Here is a 19,372-nt window from a genome sequence, read left to right as displayed (position 1 = left end):
GTTTGCGCTAACTCATGCGGCCGGCCGCCACACCGGCGACTCGGCCACCACGACCCTGCGCGGCAGCACGCCTGCGCCGGTGAAGGCATCGACGATGCGCTGCTGCTCGGCCAGGCCGTCGGCATCGACCGCCTGGACCCGGTAGCTGCGGCGCGCGTTGGCGGCTTCCACGGTGGCCGCATCCAGCCCGATGACCGGCGCATGCCATTCGGCGGCCGCCTGCGGGTTCTGCTTGATCCACGTGCCGGCCTTCTGCAGCTCGGCATAGACGCGGCCCAGCACGTCGCTGCGGCGCTTCGCGTAGGCGGTCGAGGCGAGGTAGAAGCGCCGGTACTCCGACACGCCGACGCTGTCGGGCAGCACGCGCGCGCCGGACTGGCGCTGCACCGCCGCGAGGAAGGGATCCCAGATCACCCAGGCCGCGATGCTGCCGTTCTCGAACGCGGCGCGGACGACGGCCGGCAGGGAGGCGGCCAGCGCGGCGGCGCTGGCGAGGAAGAGGTCTCGGCGGTGGAGCATGTCAGGTCCCGGTGGGTGGGCTGGGTGATCAGTGGAAAGGCGGAAGGTTCGACGCGTCGGGATGTGGGCGACCGGAATGCGGGCGGTCGGAAGCCTCGTGTTCATCGGGCTTCCAGCGCAGCGGGGTGATGACCAATGCGACCAGCACGAGCGCGCCGAGCCAGCCGATCCAGTCCTCGAAGCTCAGGTCGAACATCGTGGGTCCAGCGTTCGGGGCATCCGGAAGGGCTTGCCCATCGAGACGGTTTGTAGAGCGGGCGGGCCGCGCTGGCGACGAAGAAAACCGCCGATCGATATGCGCCGGCGCGGCTCGCTGCCTCGCATATTCATTCTCGAATTGCTTCGTTCGCAGCAGCAGGACGGTTGCCTATCGTGCAGTGCATCGGGTCCTGCCGGCGCTCGCCGCGTCGTCGCCGCTGCCGGACCCGGCCGCTTGTCTCCTCCCCACGTCGGGGGTGTTCACGGGCCCCGCGGGACCTGTCCTGCGGGGCGCCTTTTTCGAGCCGCCCGACCTGATCTTTCCCATCCCCACGCTGCCCACGAGAGCCGACCATGAACCGACCCATCCATCGCCGCCTTGCCCTCGCCACCCTCGCGCTGGCCGGCCTGTGCGCCAGCCTCGCGCCGGCCCTGGCGCAGACCGCCGTCGAGCTGCGCATCGGCTTCCAGAAGTCCGCCAGCCTGCTGACGCTGCAGAAGGCGCAGGGCACGCTGGAGAAGAAGCTCGCGCCGCTGGGCGCCAGCATCAGGTGGGTCGAGTTCCCGGCCGGCCCGCAGCTGCTCGAAGGCCTGAACGTCGGCTCCATCGACATCGGCTTCGTCGGCGAGGCCCCGCCGATCTTTGCCCAGGCCGCCGGCGCCAACTTCGTCTACATCGGCCACGACCCGGCCGCGCCGGAGGCCGAAGGCATCGTGGTTCCGAAGGATTCGGCCCTCCGCAGCATCGCCGACCTGAAGGGCCGGAAGGTCGCCTTTAACAAGGGCAGCAACGTGCAGTACCTGCTGGTCAAGGCGCTGGAGAAGGCCGGCCTGACGTACACCGACATCCAGCCCGTCTTCCTGACCCCGGCCGACGCCCGCGCCGCCTTCGAGAAGGGCGCGGTCGATGCCTGGGCGATCTGGGATCCCTTCCTGTCGGCGATCGAGAAGCAGACCGGTGCGCGGCTGCTGACCGATGCACGCGGCATCGTGCCGAACCATGCCTACTACCTGGCCGAGCGCGGCTTCGTGCAGAAGCACCCGAAGATCGTGCAGGCGGTGTTCGAGGACAACGCCCAGCAGGCCCGCTGGCTCAAGGCCAACCTGCGCGAGGCCGCCCGGATCATCGCCCCGGTGCAGGGCCTGGACGTCGAGATCGTCGAGCAGGCCATCCGCCGCTACCAGTACGGCGTGACCCCGCTGACGCCGGAGGTGATCGCGGCACAGCAGAAGGTCGCCGACACCTTCGCCGAGCTGAAGCTGATCCCCAGGGCCATCCGCATCGCCGACGCCGTGCTGGCGCCGCAGTGAGCGCCGACCGCAGCGCCTGAGCGAACGACCACGACCCGCCCCCCGACGCTTTCGAGGAACACCGACATGAGCACGACCCGCGCACAGGCTCTGAAGATCCTGTGGTTCATCCCCACCCACGGCGACAGCCGCTACCTCGGCACCTCGCGCGGTGGCCGACAGACCGACCTGGCCTACTTCAAGCAGGTCGCCATCGCCGCCGACACGCTGGGCTACGAAGGCGTGCTGATCCCCACCGGCCGGTCCTGCGAGGACCCCTTCACCGTCGCCGCCAGCCTGATCGACGCCACCCGCCGGCTCAAGTTCCTGGTCGCGCTGCGGCCCGGCCTGATCACGCCGGCGCAGTACGCCCGCATCACCTCGACCTTCGACCGCCTGTCGGGCGGCCGGCTGCTGCTCAACCTCGTCACCGGCGGTGACGCGGAGGAGCTCGAAGGCGACGGCCTGTTCCTGCCGCACGGCGAGCGTTATGCGCTGTCATCGGAGTTCCTGACGATCTGGCGCGAGATCCTCAGCCGCAGCCACACCGGCGAGGGCTACGACCATGACGGCCAGCACCTGCAGGTCAAGGGCGCCCGGCTGCTCTATCCGCCGGTGCAACGACCCTATCCGCCGCTGTTCTTCGGCGGCTCCTCGCCCGAGGCCCATGAGCTGGCCGCGCAGCAGCTCGACACCTACCTGACCTGGGGCGAGCCGCCGGCCGCGGTGGCCGCCAAGGTCGCCGACGTGAAGGCCCGCGCCGCCAGGCACGGCCGCACGCTGGAATACGGCATCCGCCTGCACGTGATCGTGCGCGAGACCGAGGAAGCGGCCTGGGACGCGGCGCGCGAGCTGGTCCAGCACCTCGACCCGGCGACCGTCGCGGCGGCGCAGAAGAAGTTCGCGGCGATGGACAGCGTCGGCCAGCGCCGCATGGCCGAGCTGCACGGCGGCCAGTACGACCCGAGCGACATCCGCAAGGGCCTGGAGGTCGCCCCCAACCTGTGGGCCGGCGTCGGCCTGGTGCGTGGCGGGGCCGGCACCGCGCTGGTCGGCAACCCCGAGCAGGTCGCCGCGCGCATCCGCGAGTACGCCGACCTCGGTCTCAAGCACTTCGTGCTGTCGGGCTATCCGCACCTGGAGGAGGCCTACCGCTTCGCCGAGCTGGTCTTCCCGCTGCTGCCGCTGGACCTGCGCGAGCAGCTGACCCGCCAGCCCGCGCTGACCGGCCCCTTCGGCGAGATCGTCGCCAACACCTACGTGCCGCAGGCCTCGGCCAGCTGAGCCGAACGCGCAGGAGTCCGCACCATGTCCGCCGTCCTTCCCGCCACGCCGCTGGACCGGGTCGCCACCCGTCCGGCCCTGAATCCGACCGCAGCGACGGCCCGCCGCGCCACACGGCGCAGCCGCCACGCGGGCCGCATCGCGCCCTGGCTGGTGCCGCTGGCCATCCTGCTCGGCTGGGAGGCGGCCTCGCTGGCCGGCTGGCTGTCCAGCCGCGTGCTGCCCGAGCCGCTGGCCGTCTTCAAGGCCTTCTGGGCCCTGCTGCTGTCCGGCGAGATCGCCGCGCACGTCGCGGTCAGCGCCCGCCGTGCGCTGCTGGGCCTGGCCATCGGCGGCGGCCTGGGCCTGGCGCTGGGCCTGCTCAACGGCACCTTCCGGCGCGCCGAGACGCTGCTCGACAGCACGCTGCAGATGGTGCGCAACATCCCGCCGCTGGCGCTGATCCCGCTGGTCATCCTGTGGTTCGGCATCGACGAGAGCGCCAAGCTGTTCCTGGTCGCGCTGGGCGTGTTCTTCCCGGTCTACCTCAACACCTTCCACGGCATCCGCTCGGTCGACGCCGGCCTGATCGAGATGGCGCGCAGCTATGGCCTGGGCGGCTGGGCGCTGCATCGCCACGTCATCCTGCCGGGCGCGCTGCCGTCCATCCTGGTCGGCCTGCGCTTCTCGCTGGGCCTGATGTGGGTGCTGCTGATCGTGGCCGAGACCATCTCCTCGCAGGCCGGCATCGGCTACATGACCATGAACGCGCGCGAGTTCCTGCAGACCGACGTGGTGCTGGTCGGCATCCTGCTGTACGCCCTGCTGGGCAAGCTGGCCGACCTGCTGGCCAAGGCGCTGGAACGGCGCTGGCTGCGCTGGCATCCGTCGCACCAGGCCGGCCACGGGCTCACGGCATGAGCCTGTCCACCTTCCCCACCCACCGACGACCGAGCTTGCCCATGATCCTCACCGAGCTGGACGGTGCCGCGCTGCGCGTCGGCGCCCTGCCCGAGCACGTGCTGCGCCTGCGTGCCGAACTCGAACAACCCGATGTCTGGACCGGCCCGCCCGGCAGCCAGCCGGCCACCGGCCTGACCGTCGAGCTGCACGGCCTGGGCAAGACCTATGGCGCACGCCGCGTGCTCGATGCCATCGACCTGACGATCACGCCCGGCGAGTTCGTCGTCATCGTCGGCCGCAGCGGCTGCGGCAAGAGCACGCTGCTGCGCCTGGTCGCCGGCCTGGAGCCGGCCACGCAGGGCCGCGTGACGCTCGACGGCCTGCCGCTGGACGGCCACCGCGACGACGCCCGGCTGATGTTCCAGGACGCCCGGCTGCTGCCGTGGAAATCGGTGCTGGACAACGTCGCGCTGGGGCTGACGGGCCATGACGCCCGCGAACGCGCCCGCGCCGCGCTGGCCGAGGTCGGACTGGCCGACCGGGCCGGCGAATGGCCGGCGCGCCTGTCCGGCGGCCAGCGCCAGCGCGTCGCCCTGGCCCGCGCGCTGGTGCATGCGCCGCGCCTGCTGCTGCTCGACGAGCCGCTGGGCGCGCTCGATGCGCTGACCCGCATCGAGATGCAGCAGCTGATCGAGCGCCTGTGGCGCCAGCACGGCTGCACCGCGCTGCTGGTCACGCACGACGTGTCCGAGGCCATCGCGCTGGCCGACCGCGTGCTGCTGATCGAGGACCACCGCATCGCGCTGGATGAGCGCATCGCCCTGCCGCGCCCGCGGTCGCGCGGCCAGGCCGCCTTCGCGGCGCTGGAGGCCAGGGTGCTCGACCGGGTGCTCCGTGAACCTGCCCGGGCCGCGACCCCGTCGACGGCCACCGCGCGGTCCTACCCCAACCCCGCTTGCTCATCGGCATCCGCATGAAACCGCACCAGATCACCGTCGTCGTCGGCAACGTCAGCGAACGCTCGCGCACCAAGGTCCTCGCACAAGCCATCGGCGACGCGCTCGCCACCGCGCTGCCGGTGCAGCTCACCGTGCTGGAAATCGCGCACCTCACGTCCGTGATCGGCGTGACCAGCAACCCGCAGGATCTGGACCTGACCGGCCGGCTGGCGTTGCAGGCGATCGCGAACGCCGACCTCGTGGTCGCCGTCAGCCCCGTCTACAAGGGCTCCTACAGCGGCCTGTTCAAGCACCTGTTCGACCTGGTCCCGCCGGACGCGCTGGTGGACCGGCCGGTGCTTCTGGCGGCCAACGGCGGCAGTGACCGCCATGCGCTGGTGGTCGACCACCAGTTGCGTCCGCTGTTCTCGTTCTTCCGCGCGCTGACGGTGCCTTCGGCGGTCTATGCCTCCGAGGCCGACTTCGACGGCTACCTGCTGAAGGACGGTCCGCTGCGCAAGCGCATCGGCGAGGCCGCGGCCCAGGCCGCCGGCCTGTTGAGCGCCCGCCGGGCGGTCAAGCCGCCTCTGCGTGCCGTCGCCTGAGCGGGCCTGAGCCGCGCAGCGCCGCATCGACCTCAGGCCGGCCTCAGCACCCGGAAGCCGTGCGTGCCGTCGCGGGCGAGCTGGGCGACGAGGCCGAACTCCCAGTCCAGGTAGGCCTGCATGGCGGCCTGCGGGTTGTCGGTGCCCTCGTAGGGACGGCGGTAGCGGTTGGCGGCCGGCAGGGGCAGGCGCTCGGTCACCGGCGGCTGCAGGGGGCTGGGCTGCCACGGGCCGGTGGCCACGGCGGCATCGGGCGCGACGCGCTCCAGCCACGCGACCTGCCAGCCCATCTGGGCCAGCCAGTGCGCCGTCATGGCCGAGCGGATGCCGATGGCGTCGGCCTCGTCCTGCGGCCCGCCGATGTCGCTGAGCACGACGCGGGCGCCGCGCACCGCCGCGTAGACGTCGGTCTCCTGGACCAGCTGGCCGCCCGGCGCATGGCCGAAGCCGGCGAGGTGGCCCGCCGCGTATTCGGCCGGCGTGCGCACGTCCCAGCAGTAGACGGTGCGCCCGCCCGGCTGGTTGGCGTCGCGCAGCCAGTCGGCCAGGCCGGCCGCGTCGAGCCGGACCGCGCCAGCCCGTTCGGCCAGCCGCCGGGCCGAATCGCGGGCCTGGGCTCGGCCGGCCGCATCGACGGCCTCCGGGTGGCGACGTGCCTGGCCCCGTTCGAGCGCATGGCCGGCCAGGGTCCAGCCGATGGTGCCGTTGCGCAGCGCCGCGACCGGGTTGGGGATGCCGGCGTTGACCAGCGACTGCGCGCCGATCAGGCTGCGGGTGCGGCCGGCGCAGTTGACGATCACGCGGGTGCGCGGATCGGGTGCCAGCTCGCGCACCCGCAGCACCAGCTCGGCCCCGGGCACGCTGGTGCTGCCGGGGATGTTCATGGTCTGGTACTCGTCCCAGCGGCGCGCGTCCAGCACGACCACGTCGGCGCGCGCATCCAGCAGCGCCTTGACCTCGTCGGCCGGCAGCGACGGCGTGCCGGCCTCGTGCTCGACCAGTTCGCCGAAGGCCTTGCTGGGCACGTTGACGTCGCGGAAGACCTCGCCGCCGCTGTCGCGCCAGCCGGCCAGGTCGCCGGCCAGCCGGTACACCGCCGTCCAGCCCAGTTCCTGCAGGCGCCGCGCGGCCGCCTCGGCCCGGCCCTCGCCGTCGTCGTAGACGACAACCGGCACGTCGCGGCGCGGCAGGCGCCACGGCGCGTCGGCATCGAGGCGGTCGGGCGCGAGCTGGACCGCGAACAGCGGATGGGCCTGGGCATACGGGTCCTCGTCGCGCACGTCGACCAGCGCGATCTCGCGGCGCTCGCGCAGCGCCGCGCGGACCGCTTCGGGCGTCATCGTCGGCAGGGGCGCGGGGCCGTGCCAGAGGTTGGGCAGCCAGTCGTTCGAGTAGCCCGAGACGAAGGCCTTGCGCGTGCCGTCCTCGGCATAGACCCCGCGCTGCACCGCGCCGATGTTCGCGCCGTAGACGTGGATGCTGATCGAGACCTGGTCGTCGTGGGCGTTCGAGACCCGGTGGATGTCGCCCAGCGTCGGCGAGACCGCCTCGACCTGGCCGGGCAGCAGACGCACCGGCTCGCCCTGGGGCTGCAGGCGGCCGTCCGGCCCGCGGGCCCAGGCCTGCGACCACTCGGAGCCGCGCAGCATGCCGATCAGGCCCCAGACGGTGTGGTCGTGGATCGGCGTGGCCTGGCCGGGGCCCCAGACGAAGCTGACGACCGAGAAGCGCCCCAGCGGGTCGGCATGCAGCAGGTACTGGCGGTAGAACTGCGGATGCGGCTCGGCCAGCGCCGGCGGCAACCAGTCGTCGCGGTGGACCAGCGTGGCGAGCGCCGCGCGCACCGGCGGCAGCAGGCTGGCCTCTTCGGACGTGGTCTCGACCAGGCGGGTGACGGTGGTGACGAAATCGCGCAGCGGGGCAAGGTACATGGCGTCTCCGTGACGAGGATGGGGCAGATGGTGCAGACGGGGCAGGTGCGGCGGGGCCCGAGCTTAGTGCCAGCCGGCAGGGCAGCGTGGCGCGGCACCTGGCGAGGCGACTTTCATCAAGGTCACGCATGTCGCACTTCTAAACTCGGCCGCCCGGCTCATGGCCCCGCCCGCATTCGCGGACGCCGCCGCCGCCGTTCCCCGCCACCCGCCACCCGACCTGCCGATGTCGCCCTTCCGCTCCCAGCCGCCACCGGCGACACCGCCACGTCCGGCCCGCCGCTTCCACGGGGTCATGCCATGAGCCTGGCCGACATCCGGCGCGGCTGCGCCGTCGTCCATCGCCACCATGGCGTGCTGGCGGCCGCGCGCCACCTGTTGCACCACGCCATCAACCGCTATGCCCGGCTGGAACGCCTCGACATCACGCGGCTGGACCGTGCGGCGGTGCAGGCCATCCCTGCCGAGGCGCTGCGCCGGGCCAGCACCCGGCTGGCCGACGAGGCCGAGCTGCGCCGGCTGCAGGCCGATCCGGCCTGGGACCTCGGCGAAGGACAGCTGGCCCTCGCACGCCAGGGCGACCGCTGCCTGCTGAGCCTGCTGGACGGCCGGCCGGTCGGCTACCTGTGGGTCCATGCCGTCGGCCACCCGGAACTGCTGCCCGGCCTGCGGCTGCAGCTGCCGCCGGACCACCTCTACACCTACGCCGGCCTGACCCTGCCGGAAGGCCGCGGCCTGGGCCTGCAGACGCTGCGCCATGCGGCGGTGCTGGCCCAGCCCGAGTGGGCCGACCGGGCTGGCCTGATCGGCTACGTGCGCAGCACCAACTTCGCCTCCCGACGTGGCCAGGCCCGCAGCGGCTTCCGCCGCATCGGCTCGATCTGGCTGATCGGCCGACCTGGCCGTCCGGCCTGGGCCTGGCTGACGCCCGGCCTGCGCCGCCACGGCATCTCGCGCCAGACCGGCGCGGTGGCCGCATGAGCGCGCGGACGGGCGTGGCCGGCCTGCCCTTCACGCACGAGGTCGCCCTCATGGGTCCCGACGATGCCCGCCTGAGCCCCGACCTGCCGCCCCCGGCCGAGCCGGCGCTGACCCTGCGCGTCACGCTGGCGCCGCTGCGGCGCGACGATGCCGCCACGATGGCCGCGCTGGCCCATGACTGGCGGGCCTTGCACCGGGCGGCGCGGGCCTCGGTCTTCCTGGACTGGGACTGGATGGCCGCCTGGCTGGCCATGCTGCCGGCCGGCCTCTCGGTCCATGTGCTGCGCGCCGAGGACCTCGCCGGCGGGAGCCTCACGCGCCACGGCAGCCCGGCATGTGGCCTGGCGCTGCTGGTGCCCCAGGTGCGACGCCGATGGGGCCTGCCGGTCTGCACCACCTGGCACCTGCACGCCACCGGCGACGCGACGCTGGACGCGCTGACCATCGAGCACAACGACTTCCTGGTCGACCGCCACGGTGCCGACGCGATCCGTGCGGCCATGCGGTCGCACTGGCTGGATGCCACCCGCGGCCCGCGCGAACTGAGCCTGCCGGGCGTGGCCGAGTCCGTGCTGGCCGACGACGTCGCCGGCCTGGACCGGCGCGAGCAGGTCCGCGAGACCTGGTCGGTCGACCTCGACGCGGTGCGCGACACCGACGGCGGCTACCTGCGCCTGCTCAGCAGCAACCTGCGCCAGCAGGTGCGCCGCTCGATCAAGGCCTACGAGGCGGTCGGCAAGCTGCGCCTGGAGCCGGCCGCCAGCGTCGAACAGGCGCTCGACTGGCTCGACCGCCTGGCCGCGCTGCACCAGGCGCGCTGGACCGCCAAGGGCCATCCCGGCGCCTTCGCCAACCCAGGCTTCGTGGCCTTCCACCAGCGCCTGATCCGCGCGATGTGGGCCGATGGTCGCGCCATGGTGCTGGCGCTGCGGGCCGGCGAACACGAGGCCGGCTACCTCTACAGCCTGGCCGGCCACGGCCGCGTCTGCTTCTACCAGGGCGGCTTCGACTACGACGGTCCGGGCCAGTCGGTGCGGCCGGGCTACGTCGCGCATGCGCTGGCCGTCGCGCTGCATGCGAAGCAGGGCCATGCGGTCTACGACTTCCTGATGGGCGAAGCGCGCTACAAGCGCTCGATGTCGACCGACACCGGCGCACTGGCCTGGCGCGTGCTGACCACGCGCGACTGGCCGCTGCGGCTCGAAGCCGGCCTGCGCGCGCTCAAGGGCCTGAAGGGCGTGCAGGCCCTGAAGGCCGGGGCGATGTCCGCGCTGGGCCGAAGCCGCTCGCGCCGCGCGCCGCACGCGGACTGAGCAACCGCCCGTTCCGGACGGGCCGCACCGACGCACGCCGGGAGGCATGCGTTGCGCGCATGAACAAGCGCGAATCGCTTCGTTCCCCGGGCAGGAGGGACTGCCTACGCTGGCGTCTGCTGGCCATCGCCAGTCCGCGCGGCCGCACAGGCTCATGGACTGAGCCATGCCGGCGCGGCCACCCTGGATCGCGTCACGATCGGCCGCGACCGTCCATCGGCAGCAACGTCTGGCTAACGCGCAGCGTGCCGCCGAACTCGAACCACCCACGCTGATCGGCTGGCCACCACGTCGGCTATTCCCCCAGTTGGCAGCGCGTGTCGGCCTGGCGCACAGTCCGACACGCGCCACCCTGGCGATCCCTCAAGAGGAACCCATGACCCCGAACCGACCGCTCCGGCCGACCCGAGGCCCGCTCCGATCCTTCGCACTGACCGCCCTGTTCATGGGCGCGGGCCTGATGCCGCCGATCAGCCTGGCCCAGCCCGCCACCGCCGACCGCGCCGCCCGTGTGTGGGCCGCCACCTGCGCGACCTGCCACAGCGCCGACCAGCGCACGCCCGGTGCGATCCCGCTGATCGGCGGGCGCGATGCCGAGACGCTCTACCGCACGCTGCTGGAGTTCAAGAACGGCCAGCGCCCGGCCGCCACCGTGATGCACCAGCACGCCAAGGGCTACACCGACGACGAGCTGCGCCGCATCGCCCAGGTGCTGGCCACCCCGCCGGCCACGCGCTGATCCTGACGCCAAAGGACGATCCCACACCATGAACGCCATCCCACGACGTCAATTCCTCGGTGCCGGCCTGGCCGGTGCCGCGCTCTCCGCCGCCGGCCTGGCCGGCTGTGCCACGCCGCTGATCGGCCAGAAGCCGATCGGCCGCGTGGTCGTCGTCGGCGGGGGCTACGGCGGCGCGACCGCGGCCAAGTACATCCGCCGCTGGGCGCCCCGCATCGAGGTCACGCTGGTCGAGCGCAACGCCCAGTTCGTGTCCTGCCCGATCAGCAACCTCGTGCTGTCCGGCGCCCGCCAGATCGAGGACATCACCCTGGGCTACGACGGCCTGGACCGCCACGGCGTGAAGCGCGTGCGCGGCGAGGCGCTCGCCATCGACGTCGAGCGCCGCGAGCTGCGGCTGCAGGACGGCCGCGTGCTGCCCTGGGACCGGCTGATCCTGTCGCCCGGCGTGGACTTCCAGTTCGACGCGGTGCCCGGCCTGGCCGCCGCCGACGAGACCGGCTTCGTGCTGCATGCCTGGAAGGCCGGCCCGCAGACCGTCGCGCTGCGCCGCCAGCTGGAGGCCCTGCGCGATGGCGGCGTGTTCGCCATCGCCATCCCCAAGGCGCCCTACCGCTGCCCGCCCGGACCCTATGAGCGCGCCAGCGTGGTCGCGCAGTACTTCCAGCAGCACAAGCCGCGCTCCAAGGTGCTGGTGCTGGACGCCAACCCGGACATCGTCTCGAAGAAGGGCCTGTTCGAGAAGGCCTGGAAGGAGCTGTACCCCGGCCTGATCGAGTACCGCCCGAACAGCGAGCTGCTGGAGTTCGATCCGGGCGCGCAGGTCGCCAAGCTGACCACCGAGGACGTGCGCGCGGACCTCTTCAACATCATCCCGCCGCAGAAGGCCGGCCGCATCGCGCAGCCCTTCATCAGCGTCAACAACCAGTGGGTGGGGGTCGAGTTCCAGACCTTCGAATCGCTCAAGGCCCCCGGCGTGCACGTGATCGGCGACGCCATCGCCGCCGCGCCGGGCATGCCCAAGAGCGGCTTCATGGCCAACAACCAGGCCAAGGTCGTGGCCGACGCGGTGATCGCCCGCCTCACCGGCCAGCCGATCAACGAGTCGCCCATCATCGCCAACACCTGCTACAGCTTCGTCTCCGACCAGTCGGTGGTGCATGTGGCCAGCGTGCACAAGTGGGATCCGGCGCAGAAGACGCTGGTGGCGGTGCAAGGCGCCGGCGGCCTGTCGAGCGCCCGCAATGCGCAGGAAGCGCTCTACGCCGACGGCTGGGCGCGCAGCATCTGGGCCGACGCGCTGAGCTGATCGCGGCCGAGTGGGTCGGCATGGTGGTGAGGCGTGCTGGGTCATCGGCCCTTGCCCGCCGCGTCGGCCCATTCGTTTTCCGCATAAGGATGCGCCGATCGCTTCGTTCTCCGAACATGCCCCCGTCCCTAGCATCGATCCCATCGATCACTGAACGGGCTCCGGCCTTCCACGACATGCGCGCCAACCGCTTCTTCCAGAACACGCTGATCTCGCTGGCCCTGGGCGCCAGCGCCCTGACCGCCTCGGTGTCCGCCCTGGCCAAGGACATCACGCTGCTGAACGTGTCCTACGACCCGACGCGCGAGCTGTACGTCGACTTCAACAAGGCGTTCGCCGCGCACTGGAAGGCCAAGACCGGCGACAACGTCATCGTCAAGCAGTCGCACGGCGGCTCGGGCAAGCAGGCCCGCTCGGTCATCGACGGCCTGGACGCCGACGTCGTCACGCTGGCCCTGGCCTACGACATCGACGAGCTGTCGACCAAGGCCAAGCTGATCCCGGCCGACTGGCAGAAGCGCTTCGAGCACAACAGCTCGCCCTACACCTCGACCATCGTGTTCCTGGTGCGCAAGGGCAACCCCAAGGGCATCAAGGACTGGGATGACCTGGTCAAGCCCGGCATCAGCGTGATCACGCCCAACCCGAAGACCTCGGGCGGCGCGCGCTGGAACTACCTGGCCGCCTGGGGCCATGCGCTGAAGAAGTTCGGCAACGACGAGAAGAAGGCGCAGGACTTCGTCGGCGCGCTCTATCGCAACGTGCCGGTGCTGGACTCCGGTGCCCGCGGCTCGTTGACCACCTTCACCGAGCGCGGCGTCGGCGATGTCTTCATCTCGTGGGAGAACGAGGCCTACCTGGCGACCAAGGAACTCGGTCCGGACAAGTTCGAGATCGTCACGCCCAGCCTTTCCATCCTGGCCGAGCCGCCGGTCGCGGTGGTCGACAAGACCGTCGACCGCAAGGGCACCCGCGAGGTCGCCACCGCCTACCTGGCCTACCTGTACTCGACCGAAGGCCAGACCATCGCGGCGGAAAACCACTACCGCCCGATCGACCCCAAGGTCGCTGCCAAGTACGCCAAGTCCTTCGCGCCGGTCAAGCTGTTCACGATCGACGAGGTCTTCGGCGGCTGGACCCCGGCGCAGAAGAAGCACTTCGCCGACGGCGGCGTGTTCGACCAGATCTACCTGAAGAAATAAGCCGGTCGTCTGCTCCCCCGAAGCCGTGCGTCGTCACCAGCGCCGCACGGCTTCTGCGCTTTTTGCATAAGGAAGCGCGGAAAGCGTCGTAGTCACGCGTTTTCGCCGTCCATAGCATGCGGGACCGCAGCCCGGAGAGGCTGCCGGCGCACCGCTGGACGCGCTCCGCGCAGCCCGCCGCGCCGCCTTCCCAAGACCCCCACCGACACGGCCCCGACGATGCTGTTCTCCCGCACGCTGCTCAAGCGGCACACGGTCCTGCCGGGCTTCGACCTGGCGCTGGGCTTCACGCTGTTCTACCTCGGCCTGATCGTGCTGATCCCGCTGAGCGCCGCCTTCCTCAAGACCTTCACGATGACCTGGCCGGCCTTCTGGGAGGCCGTCGCGACACCGCGCGTGGTGGCGTCCTACCGGCTGACCTTCGGCGCCTCGCTGGCGGCGGCGACGCTCAACGCCTTCTTCGGCCTGGTGGTCGCCTGGGTGCTGGTGCGCTACGAGTTCCCGTTCAAGCGCATCGTCGACGCGCTGGTCGACCTGCCCTTCGCGCTGCCCACGGCGGTGGCCGGCATCGCGCTGACCGCGCTGTATGCCGAGAACGGCTGGATCGGCCAGTGGCTGCCGGTCAAGGTCGCCTTCACGCCGCTGGGCGTGTTCGTCGCGCTGACCTTCATCGGCCTGCCCTTCGTCGTGCGCACGCTGCAACCGGTGCTGGAGGACGTCCACAAGGAACTCGAAGAAGCCGCCGCGACGCTGGGCGCGAGCCGCTGGCAGACCTTCTCGCGGGTGATCTTCCCGATCCTGATGCCGGCCCTGCTGACCGGCTTCGCGCTGGCCTTCGCGCGGGCGCTGGGCGAGTACGGCAGCGTCATCTTCATCGCCGGCAACATGCCCATGGTCAGCGAGATCACGCCGCTGCTGATCATCACCAAGCTGGAGCAGTACGACTACGCCGGAGCCACCGCGATCGCCGTGGTGATGCTGCTGGCCGCCTTCACGATGCTGCTGGCGATCAACGCGCTGCAGGCCTGGGCCCGCGCCAAACAGGGCCGGTGATGGGCTCCCCCCCGGACACGCTGCGCGCGACCCCCTCGAGGGGGCGTCTCGGGTGGACCGGCCAAGCCGGATCCACCGAGGCTGCTGGATGAATCGAGAGACAACATGACCACGACCACCTTGACCGCCTCGACCCACGGGGCCACGCACGCGCCGCGTCCGATCCGGGCGGCAACCACCGAGACGCCGCTGGTGCGCTGGCTGCTGATCGGCGTCGCCCTGGCCTTCCTGACCTTCTTCCTGTTCGTGCCGCTGGCGCTGGTCTTCGTGGAGGCCTTCAAGAAGGGCGTCGACGTCTACCTCGCCGCGATCGTCGACGACGACGCGCTGGCCGCCGTGCGGCTGACGCTGCTGGCCGCCGTCATTGCGGTGCCGCTGAACCTGGTCTTCGGCGTGGCCGCGGCCTGGTGCATCGCCAAGTTCGAGTTCCGCGGCAAGAACGTGCTGCTGACGCTGATCGACCTGCCCTTCTCGGTCAGCCCGGTGATCTCCGGCCTGATCTACGTGCTGGTCTTCGGCCTGCAGGGCTGGTTTGGCGAATGGCTGCGCGACCACGACCTGAAGGTCATCTTCGCGGTGCCGGGCATCGTGCTGGCCACCGTCTTCGTGACCTTCCCCTTCGTCGCCCGCGAGCTGATCCCGCTGATGCAGGCCCAGGGCAGCGAACAGGAAGAGGCCGCCCGCGTGCTGGGCGCCAACGGCTGGCAGATCTTCAGCCGCGTGACGCTGCCCAACATCAAGTGGGCGCTGCTCTACGGCGTGATCCTGTGCAACGCCCGGGCCATGGGCGAGTTCGGCGCGGTCAGCGTGGTCTCGGGCCACATCCGCGGCTACACCAACACGATGCCGCTGCACATCGAGATCCTTTACAACGAATACCAGTTCGCCGCCGCCTTCGCGGTGGCCTCGTTGCTGGCCGGCCTGGCGCTGGTCACGCTGGTCCTGAAATACATCGTCGAACAGCGCGTCAAGGCACAGAAAAAGGACCCCCAGGCTTCCTTCGGTCGCCACCCCCCGGGGGGGCTCCGCTAGCAGACCGGCGAAGCCGGATCTGCACCGGCGGCTTGACGAACACCCACCCTCTCGGATTCCTGCCCATGTCCATCGAAGTCAGACACCTCAACAAGCGGTTCGGCAAGACCGTCGTCTGCGACAACCTGAACCTCGACATCCCGTCGGGCGAGCTGGTCGCGCTGCTGGGCCCGTCGGGCTCGGGCAAGACCAGCCTGCTGCGCATCATTGCGGGCCTGGAAGTGCCCGACAGCGGCAGCGTGCTGTTCCACGGCGAGGACACCACCCACACCGACGTGCGCGACCGGCAGGTCGGCTTCGTGTTCCAGCACTACGCGCTGTTCGCGCACATGACGATCTTCGAGAACGTCGCCTTCGGCCTGCGCGTGCGGCCCAAGGCCACGCGGCCGGACGACGCGACCATCCACCGCAAGGTCACCGAGCTGCTCCAGCTGGTCCAGCTCGACTGGATCGCCGACCGCTACCCGCACCAGCTCTCCGGCGGCCAGCGCCAGCGCATCGCGCTGGCCCGCGCGCTCGCGGTCGAGCCCAAGGTGCTGCTGCTCGACGAGCCCTTCGGCGCGCTCGATGCGAAGGTGCGCAAGGAACTGCGCCGCTGGTTGCGCCGCCTGCACGACGAGGTGCATGTCACCAGCGTCTTCGTCACGCACGACCAGGAAGAGGCGATGGAGGTGGCCGACCGCATCGTCGTGATGAACGAGGGCCGCATCGAGCAGGTCGGCACGCCCGACGAGGTCTACGACCGCCCGGCCACGCCCTTCGTGCTGCAGTTCCTGGGCGACGTGAACCTGTTCCACGGCCGCCTGGGCCATGCGCCCGGCGGCAGCGAGGGCGAAGTCAGCTATGTGCGCCCGCACGAGCTGGAGGTGGTCGGCGCGCCGCAGCCCGACGCCATCGCGGTGACGCTGAGCCAGGCCCTGACCGTCGGCCCGAGCACGCGCCTGGAGTTCAAGCGCGAGGACGGCAGCTACGTCGACGTCGAACTCCCGCGCGTGCGCTGGCACCAGCTGCGCGAGCAGCTCGCGCTGTCCACCGGCAGCCGCGTCTGGCTCAAGGCCCGCCGCGTCACCCGCTTCGTCGCCGGCGGCGACGTCCGCCAGGACGTGGCGGAGGATCCGGCGGCGGCGATCTGAGGCGGGATCGGGCGGCAAGGCGCACAGCGCGCCTGCCTGCCCGCGTGCCCGCTTGGGCGTTCCCCTTCCGACGGGACGTCGATGGCATCGCGCCGCCCAGCTGCCGGCCTGTGAGATCTGGCAACGCTCGGCACTGCCTCGGGCTGTCAACGACCGCGTGGACGTCCGGGGCAGTGCGTGCCAGGAAGCACCCGCGGCGCGACCGAAGCAGGTCCGCATCGCGCCCCACCTCGGTCCGAGCGCCAGCCGAACGGTCGAGCCAACGGGTGGCATGGGCAGCGCCCACACGAATCTGCCCAAGGGCGTGCAGGCCCTGCTTCAGGACGCCCGCGACACACCCCTCAGATCTCGAAATCCGCCCCCGGCACCTCTGCCTGCGCCTTCTCGACCACCTCGCGGGTCAGCGGTGAGGCGAAGGCCTGGATGAAGTCGTAGACGTAGGCGCGCAGGTAGGTGCCGCGGCGGACCGCCAGGCGGGTGAGGTTGGTGGCGAAGAGGTGGCGGGCATCGATCGCGCGCAGGTTGCGGTCGCGGTCGGGGTCGAAGGCGATGGAGGCGACGATGCCGATGCCCAGGCCCAGCTCGACGTAGGTCTTGATGACGTCCGCGTCCATCGCGGTCAGCACCACATCGGGCCGGATGCCGGCGCGGGCAAAGGCCTCGTCGATGTGGGTGCGGCCGGTGTAGCCGACGTCGTAGGTGATGACCGGCTCGGCGGCGATCTGTTGCAGCGTCAGCGGCCCCGGACCGTCCAGCAGGGCATGGCCGGCCGGCACGACCACGCTGTGGGTCCAGCGGTAGCAGGGCAGCGCGACGAGCTGGTCGTACTGGGCCAGCGCCTCGGTGGCGACGCCGACGTCGGCCTCGCCGTCCAGCAGCATCTGCGCCACCTGGCGCGGCGAGCCCTGGTGGAGGTTCAGCGTCACGCGCGGGTAGAGCTGGCGGAAATCGCGCACCACCTGCGGCAGCGCGTAACGGGCCTGCGAGTGGGTCGCGGCGATGGACAGCCGGCCGGTGTCGCGCTCGGCGTAGTCGTCGCCGACGCGGGTGAGGTTCTGCGCCTCGGTGAGCATGCGCTCGACGATCGGCAGCACCGCCTCGCCGGGTGCGGTCAGGCCGGTCAGGCGCTTGCCGGCGCGCACGAAGATGTCCACGCCCAGTTCGTCCTCCAGCTCGCGGATCTGCCGGCTGACGCCCGGCTGCGAGGTGTGCAGCGTCTGGGCCACCGAGGTCAGGTTGAAGCCCTGACGGACGGTCTCGCGGACAGATCGCAGTTGCTGGAAGTTCACGGCGGTCGGGCGTCGGCACGCCCCTTATCTGAAAAACGAATTATCGAGACCGCCCTAGCGCGGTCAAACGATGAAAAACGACGATCGATGTGCGATCGGCGCATAAGCACACGCACCAAGCTGGACGGTTTCTGAATGAATCTTAAGATTCGTCAAGTTACGTCTCGATACTTGTGTAACCTGCATCCAGCAGACACCGGGCTGCGTATCGCTTCCGACGCTTAAGAGAGCGTTATTTCGAGGCCGTGCGCCCCCCGCGCTGCGCCCCTTCCAACCGCTTCCGAGATTCCGAAATTGCAGGAGAACACCCGATGACGATGCATCCGCGACCGCTCGCGCTCGCACTGGCCGTGGCGGCCACGCTGGCCGGCCCCGGTGCCGCGCTGGCCCAGACGCTGTGCCGCCCCGACAACACCACCCCGTTCACCGCCGGCCCGGTCAACGCGCAGAACGGCTTCGCGACGCAGGTGGTCGATTCCGAAGGTGTCGCGCTGGTGATCTGCACCGACAGCGTCGACGGCCAGGGCAACCCGCCGCCCTGCTTCTTCGATCCGGTGATCCCCGGCAACGCGCAGTCGGAAGCCTCGGGCTTCGGCGGCGAGGGCTTCTGGTTCCTGGCCGAATCGGCCTTCGCGACGACCGGCGCCAACGCCGTCGACGCGCTGGTGGTGATGGCCACCGAGGCGGCCTACGCCAGCGGCGTGCCGACCCCCGGCGACCAGTTCTCGTTCACCCGCCTGCGCATCCGCGTCGACGTGACGCAGCCCGGCATCTACACGGTCCAGCATCCCTGGGGCCAGCGCCAGTACACGGTGACGTCGGTGGTCGATGACCGCGGCCGTGCCATCGCCCGCGAGATCAACGAGACGGTGGACGTCGAGTTCACGCCCAACGGCTCGCGCACCGGCATCGTCGGTCCGTGGCTGCGCTGGGACCCGGCGGTCGCACCGGCCGCGCCGGCCGGCTACATCGGCGACGGCGCGACCCCGCATGCGGTGATCGGCAGCCCCTGCGGACGCAACTTCGTGCGCATCAGCGCGACCGCGCTGGACGGCACCACGCCGCTGGCGATCGACCCGACCGACGTCGACCGCGACGGCATGGCCTCGGCCTACACGAGCCGCGAGTTCACCGTGCAGGGCAAGCTGGCACCGCAAGGCATCACGCCCTTGACCGTCACTGGCGCGACCTACGCCCGCACGACCGGCGCGGCCACGCTGAGCCTGCATGCCAGCGCCCCGACCACCGCCACCGTGACCGCCACGCCCGGCGGCAACCTGCGGGGTGACGGCAACGGCCGCCACTTCACCGCCAGCGACGTGACCACGTTGCCGGCCACCGTCGCCTTCACCGCCACCAACGCGGCCCAGGGCAACGCGCCCAGCCCGGTCCAGCACGTGCCGCTGACCGACCTGGTGACGATCACCCGCGCCCAGGCGCAATGCACGGCCGCACCGCGCACCTGCACGCTGGAGGTCCAGGCCTCGTCGAGCGACCAGGCACCGGCGAGCCTGCCGACGCTCACGCTGGCCCTGCCCGGCGGTGCCACCACGACGCTGGTCAACGGCGCCGCGAGCGTGCCCGGCCTGACCGTGCTGCCGGCCGCCGTGACGGTGCGCTCCAGCGCCGGCGGCATCGCCAGCAAGCCGCTGACCGTCATCAACCCCTGAGCCC

Annotated in this window: 18 protein-coding genes and 1 pseudogene; 14 read left to right on the top strand and 5 right to left on the bottom strand. The window is 71.3% G+C overall.

The window, feature by feature from the left end; all coding sequences use genetic code 11:
* Positions 1-12: 12 nt before the first annotated feature.
* Both Q8X39_RS11355 and Q8X39_RS11350 read right to left on the bottom strand, forming a co-directional pair.
* Positions 13-519 (bottom strand): type 2 periplasmic-binding domain-containing protein, encoded by a 507-nt coding sequence (locus tag Q8X39_RS11355; protein WP_369538102.1) that lies wholly within the window; start codon positions 517-519, stop codon positions 13-15.
* Positions 520-547: 28 nt separating this feature from the next.
* Positions 548-715 carry a hypothetical protein gene (locus Q8X39_RS11350; RefSeq protein WP_305749780.1) on the bottom strand — a complete coding sequence of 56 codons (168 nt, stop codon included), beginning with the start codon at positions 713-715 and terminating at the stop codon, positions 548-550.
* 356 nt (positions 716-1,071) lie between these two features.
* Here Q8X39_RS11350 and Q8X39_RS11345 point away from each other — a divergent pair, with 356 nt between their 5' ends.
* The 5 genes from Q8X39_RS11345 (at position 1,072) to Q8X39_RS11325 (ending at position 5,716) form a co-directional block, all read left to right on the top strand.
* Positions 1,072-2,028 (top strand): sulfonate ABC transporter substrate-binding protein, encoded by a 957-nt coding sequence (locus Q8X39_RS11345; RefSeq protein ID WP_305749779.1) that lies wholly within the window; start codon positions 1,072-1,074, stop codon positions 2,026-2,028.
* Positions 2,029-2,118: 90 nt separating this feature from the next.
* Entirely contained in the window at positions 2,119-3,291 is a 1,173-nt protein-coding gene (gene ssuD, locus Q8X39_RS11340; RefSeq protein WP_305749913.1) for an FMNH2-dependent alkanesulfonate monooxygenase, read from the top strand.
* Between the two features lie 24 nt (positions 3,292-3,315).
* Complete coding sequence (gene ssuC, locus Q8X39_RS11335; RefSeq protein ID WP_305749778.1) at positions 3,316-4,191, top strand: aliphatic sulfonate ABC transporter permease SsuC; 876 nt, start codon at positions 3,316-3,318, stop codon at positions 4,189-4,191.
* 41 nt (positions 4,192-4,232) lie between these two features.
* Positions 4,233-5,150 carry an ATP-binding cassette domain-containing protein gene (locus Q8X39_RS11330; RefSeq protein WP_305749777.1) on the top strand — a complete coding sequence of 306 codons (918 nt, stop codon included), beginning with the start codon at positions 4,233-4,235 and terminating at the stop codon, positions 5,148-5,150.
* On the top strand, positions 5,147-5,716 hold the full coding sequence (locus Q8X39_RS11325; protein WP_305749776.1) for an NAD(P)H-dependent oxidoreductase: 570 nt from the start codon (positions 5,147-5,149) through the stop codon (positions 5,714-5,716). The genes Q8X39_RS11330 and Q8X39_RS11325 overlap by 4 nt, the downstream gene beginning before the upstream one ends.
* A gap of 32 nt (positions 5,717-5,748) precedes the next feature.
* Here the strand turns inward: Q8X39_RS11325 and Q8X39_RS11320 are convergent, their stop codons facing one another.
* A complete protein-coding gene (locus Q8X39_RS11320; RefSeq protein WP_305749912.1) occupies positions 5,749-7,056 on the bottom strand; it encodes a rhodanese-like domain-containing protein in 1,308 nt (435 codons plus the stop codon).
* A 135-nt stretch (positions 7,057-7,191) separates the two neighbouring features.
* Positions 7,192-7,647: pseudogene (locus Q8X39_RS11315) on the bottom strand (cysteine dioxygenase family protein); the annotation flags it as partial.
* A 300-nt stretch (positions 7,648-7,947) separates the two neighbouring features.
* On the opposite strand from Q8X39_RS11315, the gene Q8X39_RS11310 reads away from it, so the two are divergent.
* From Q8X39_RS11310 to Q8X39_RS11275, 8 genes are all read left to right on the top strand, one after another.
* Positions 7,948-8,628, top strand: coding sequence for a hypothetical protein (locus tag Q8X39_RS11310; RefSeq protein WP_305749775.1), 681 nt, complete (start codon positions 7,948-7,950; stop codon positions 8,626-8,628).
* Complete coding sequence (locus Q8X39_RS11305) at positions 8,625-9,941, top strand: GNAT family N-acetyltransferase (protein ID WP_305749774.1); 1,317 nt, start codon at positions 8,625-8,627, stop codon at positions 9,939-9,941. The genes Q8X39_RS11310 and Q8X39_RS11305 overlap by 4 nt, the downstream gene beginning before the upstream one ends.
* A gap of 376 nt (positions 9,942-10,317) precedes the next feature.
* Complete coding sequence (locus Q8X39_RS11300; protein ID WP_305749773.1) at positions 10,318-10,680, top strand: c-type cytochrome; 363 nt, start codon at positions 10,318-10,320, stop codon at positions 10,678-10,680.
* A gap of 37 nt (positions 10,681-10,717) precedes the next feature.
* Positions 10,718-11,989: an NAD(P)/FAD-dependent oxidoreductase gene (locus Q8X39_RS11295; protein WP_305749911.1), complete on the top strand. Its 1,272-nt coding sequence runs from the start codon at positions 10,718-10,720 to the stop codon at positions 11,987-11,989.
* A gap of 176 nt (positions 11,990-12,165) precedes the next feature.
* The gene (locus Q8X39_RS11290) at positions 12,166-13,191 is read left to right on the top strand and encodes a sulfate ABC transporter substrate-binding protein (RefSeq protein WP_305749772.1); all 1,026 of its coding nucleotides are present in this window, start codon (positions 12,166-12,168) and stop codon (positions 13,189-13,191) included.
* Between the two features lie 219 nt (positions 13,192-13,410).
* Entirely contained in the window at positions 13,411-14,244 is an 834-nt protein-coding gene (cysT, locus tag Q8X39_RS11285; protein WP_305749771.1) for a sulfate ABC transporter permease subunit CysT, read from the top strand.
* Positions 14,245-14,349: 105 nt separating this feature from the next.
* On the top strand, positions 14,350-15,276 hold the full coding sequence (gene cysW, locus Q8X39_RS11280) for a sulfate ABC transporter permease subunit CysW (protein WP_305749770.1): 927 nt from the start codon (positions 14,350-14,352) through the stop codon (positions 15,274-15,276).
* Between the two features lie 65 nt (positions 15,277-15,341).
* Positions 15,342-16,409, top strand: a complete 1,068-nt coding sequence (locus Q8X39_RS11275) for a sulfate/molybdate ABC transporter ATP-binding protein (protein ID WP_305749769.1) — start codon at positions 15,342-15,344, stop codon at positions 16,407-16,409.
* A gap of 341 nt (positions 16,410-16,750) precedes the next feature.
* Here the strand turns inward: Q8X39_RS11275 and Q8X39_RS11270 are convergent, their stop codons facing one another.
* The gene (locus Q8X39_RS11270; protein WP_305749768.1) at positions 16,751-17,698 is read right to left on the bottom strand and encodes a CysB family HTH-type transcriptional regulator; all 948 of its coding nucleotides are present in this window, start codon (positions 17,696-17,698) and stop codon (positions 16,751-16,753) included.
* Positions 17,699-18,009: 311 nt separating this feature from the next.
* Here Q8X39_RS11270 and Q8X39_RS11265 point away from each other — a divergent pair, with 311 nt between their 5' ends.
* Positions 18,010-19,368, top strand: a complete 1,359-nt coding sequence (locus Q8X39_RS11265) for a hypothetical protein (RefSeq protein ID WP_305749767.1) — start codon at positions 18,010-18,012, stop codon at positions 19,366-19,368.
* Positions 19,369-19,372: the final 4 nt, after the last annotated feature.

The sequence above is a fragment of the Leptothrix discophora genome (assembly GCF_030705305.1).
Taxonomy (GTDB): domain Bacteria; phylum Pseudomonadota; class Gammaproteobacteria; order Burkholderiales; family Burkholderiaceae_C; genus Sphaerotilus; species Sphaerotilus discophorus.
Note: the sequence above shows the minus strand (reverse complement) of the source record. Positions and strands in the feature narration are given on the sequence as shown.

Excerpts from the sequence above, each read along its gene's own strand:
- Q8X39_RS11355 (WP_369538102.1), bottom strand. The coding sequence starts at position 519 with ATGCTCCACCGCCGAGACCTCTTCCTCGCCAGCGCCGCCGCGCTGGCC.
- Q8X39_RS11350 (WP_305749780.1), bottom strand. The coding sequence starts at position 715 with ATGTTCGACCTGAGCTTCGAGGACTGGATCGGCTGGCTCGGCGCGCTC.
- Q8X39_RS11345 (WP_305749779.1), top strand. The coding sequence starts at position 1,072 with ATGAACCGACCCATCCATCGCCGCCTTGCCCTCGCCACCCTCGCGCTG.
- ssuC (WP_305749778.1), top strand. The coding sequence starts at position 3,316 with ATGTCCGCCGTCCTTCCCGCCACGCCGCTGGACCGGGTCGCCACCCGT.
- Q8X39_RS11330 (WP_305749777.1), top strand. The coding sequence starts at position 4,233 with ATGATCCTCACCGAGCTGGACGGTGCCGCGCTGCGCGTCGGCGCCCTG.
- Q8X39_RS11325 (WP_305749776.1), top strand. The coding sequence starts at position 5,147 with ATGAAACCGCACCAGATCACCGTCGTCGTCGGCAACGTCAGCGAACGC.
- Q8X39_RS11320 (WP_305749912.1), bottom strand. The coding sequence starts at position 7,056 with ATGACGCCCGAAGCGGTCCGCGCGGCGCTGCGCGAGCGCCGCGAGATC.
- Q8X39_RS11310 (WP_305749775.1), top strand. The coding sequence starts at position 7,948 with ATGAGCCTGGCCGACATCCGGCGCGGCTGCGCCGTCGTCCATCGCCAC.
- Q8X39_RS11305 (WP_305749774.1), top strand. The coding sequence starts at position 8,625 with ATGAGCGCGCGGACGGGCGTGGCCGGCCTGCCCTTCACGCACGAGGTC.
- Q8X39_RS11300 (WP_305749773.1), top strand. The coding sequence starts at position 10,318 with ATGACCCCGAACCGACCGCTCCGGCCGACCCGAGGCCCGCTCCGATCC.
- Q8X39_RS11290 (WP_305749772.1), top strand. The coding sequence starts at position 12,166 with ATGCGCGCCAACCGCTTCTTCCAGAACACGCTGATCTCGCTGGCCCTG.
- cysT (WP_305749771.1), top strand. The coding sequence starts at position 13,411 with ATGCTGTTCTCCCGCACGCTGCTCAAGCGGCACACGGTCCTGCCGGGC.
- cysW (WP_305749770.1), top strand. The coding sequence starts at position 14,350 with ATGACCACGACCACCTTGACCGCCTCGACCCACGGGGCCACGCACGCG.
- Q8X39_RS11275 (WP_305749769.1), top strand. The coding sequence starts at position 15,342 with ATGTCCATCGAAGTCAGACACCTCAACAAGCGGTTCGGCAAGACCGTC.
- Q8X39_RS11265 (WP_305749767.1), top strand. The coding sequence starts at position 18,010 with ATGACGATGCATCCGCGACCGCTCGCGCTCGCACTGGCCGTGGCGGCC.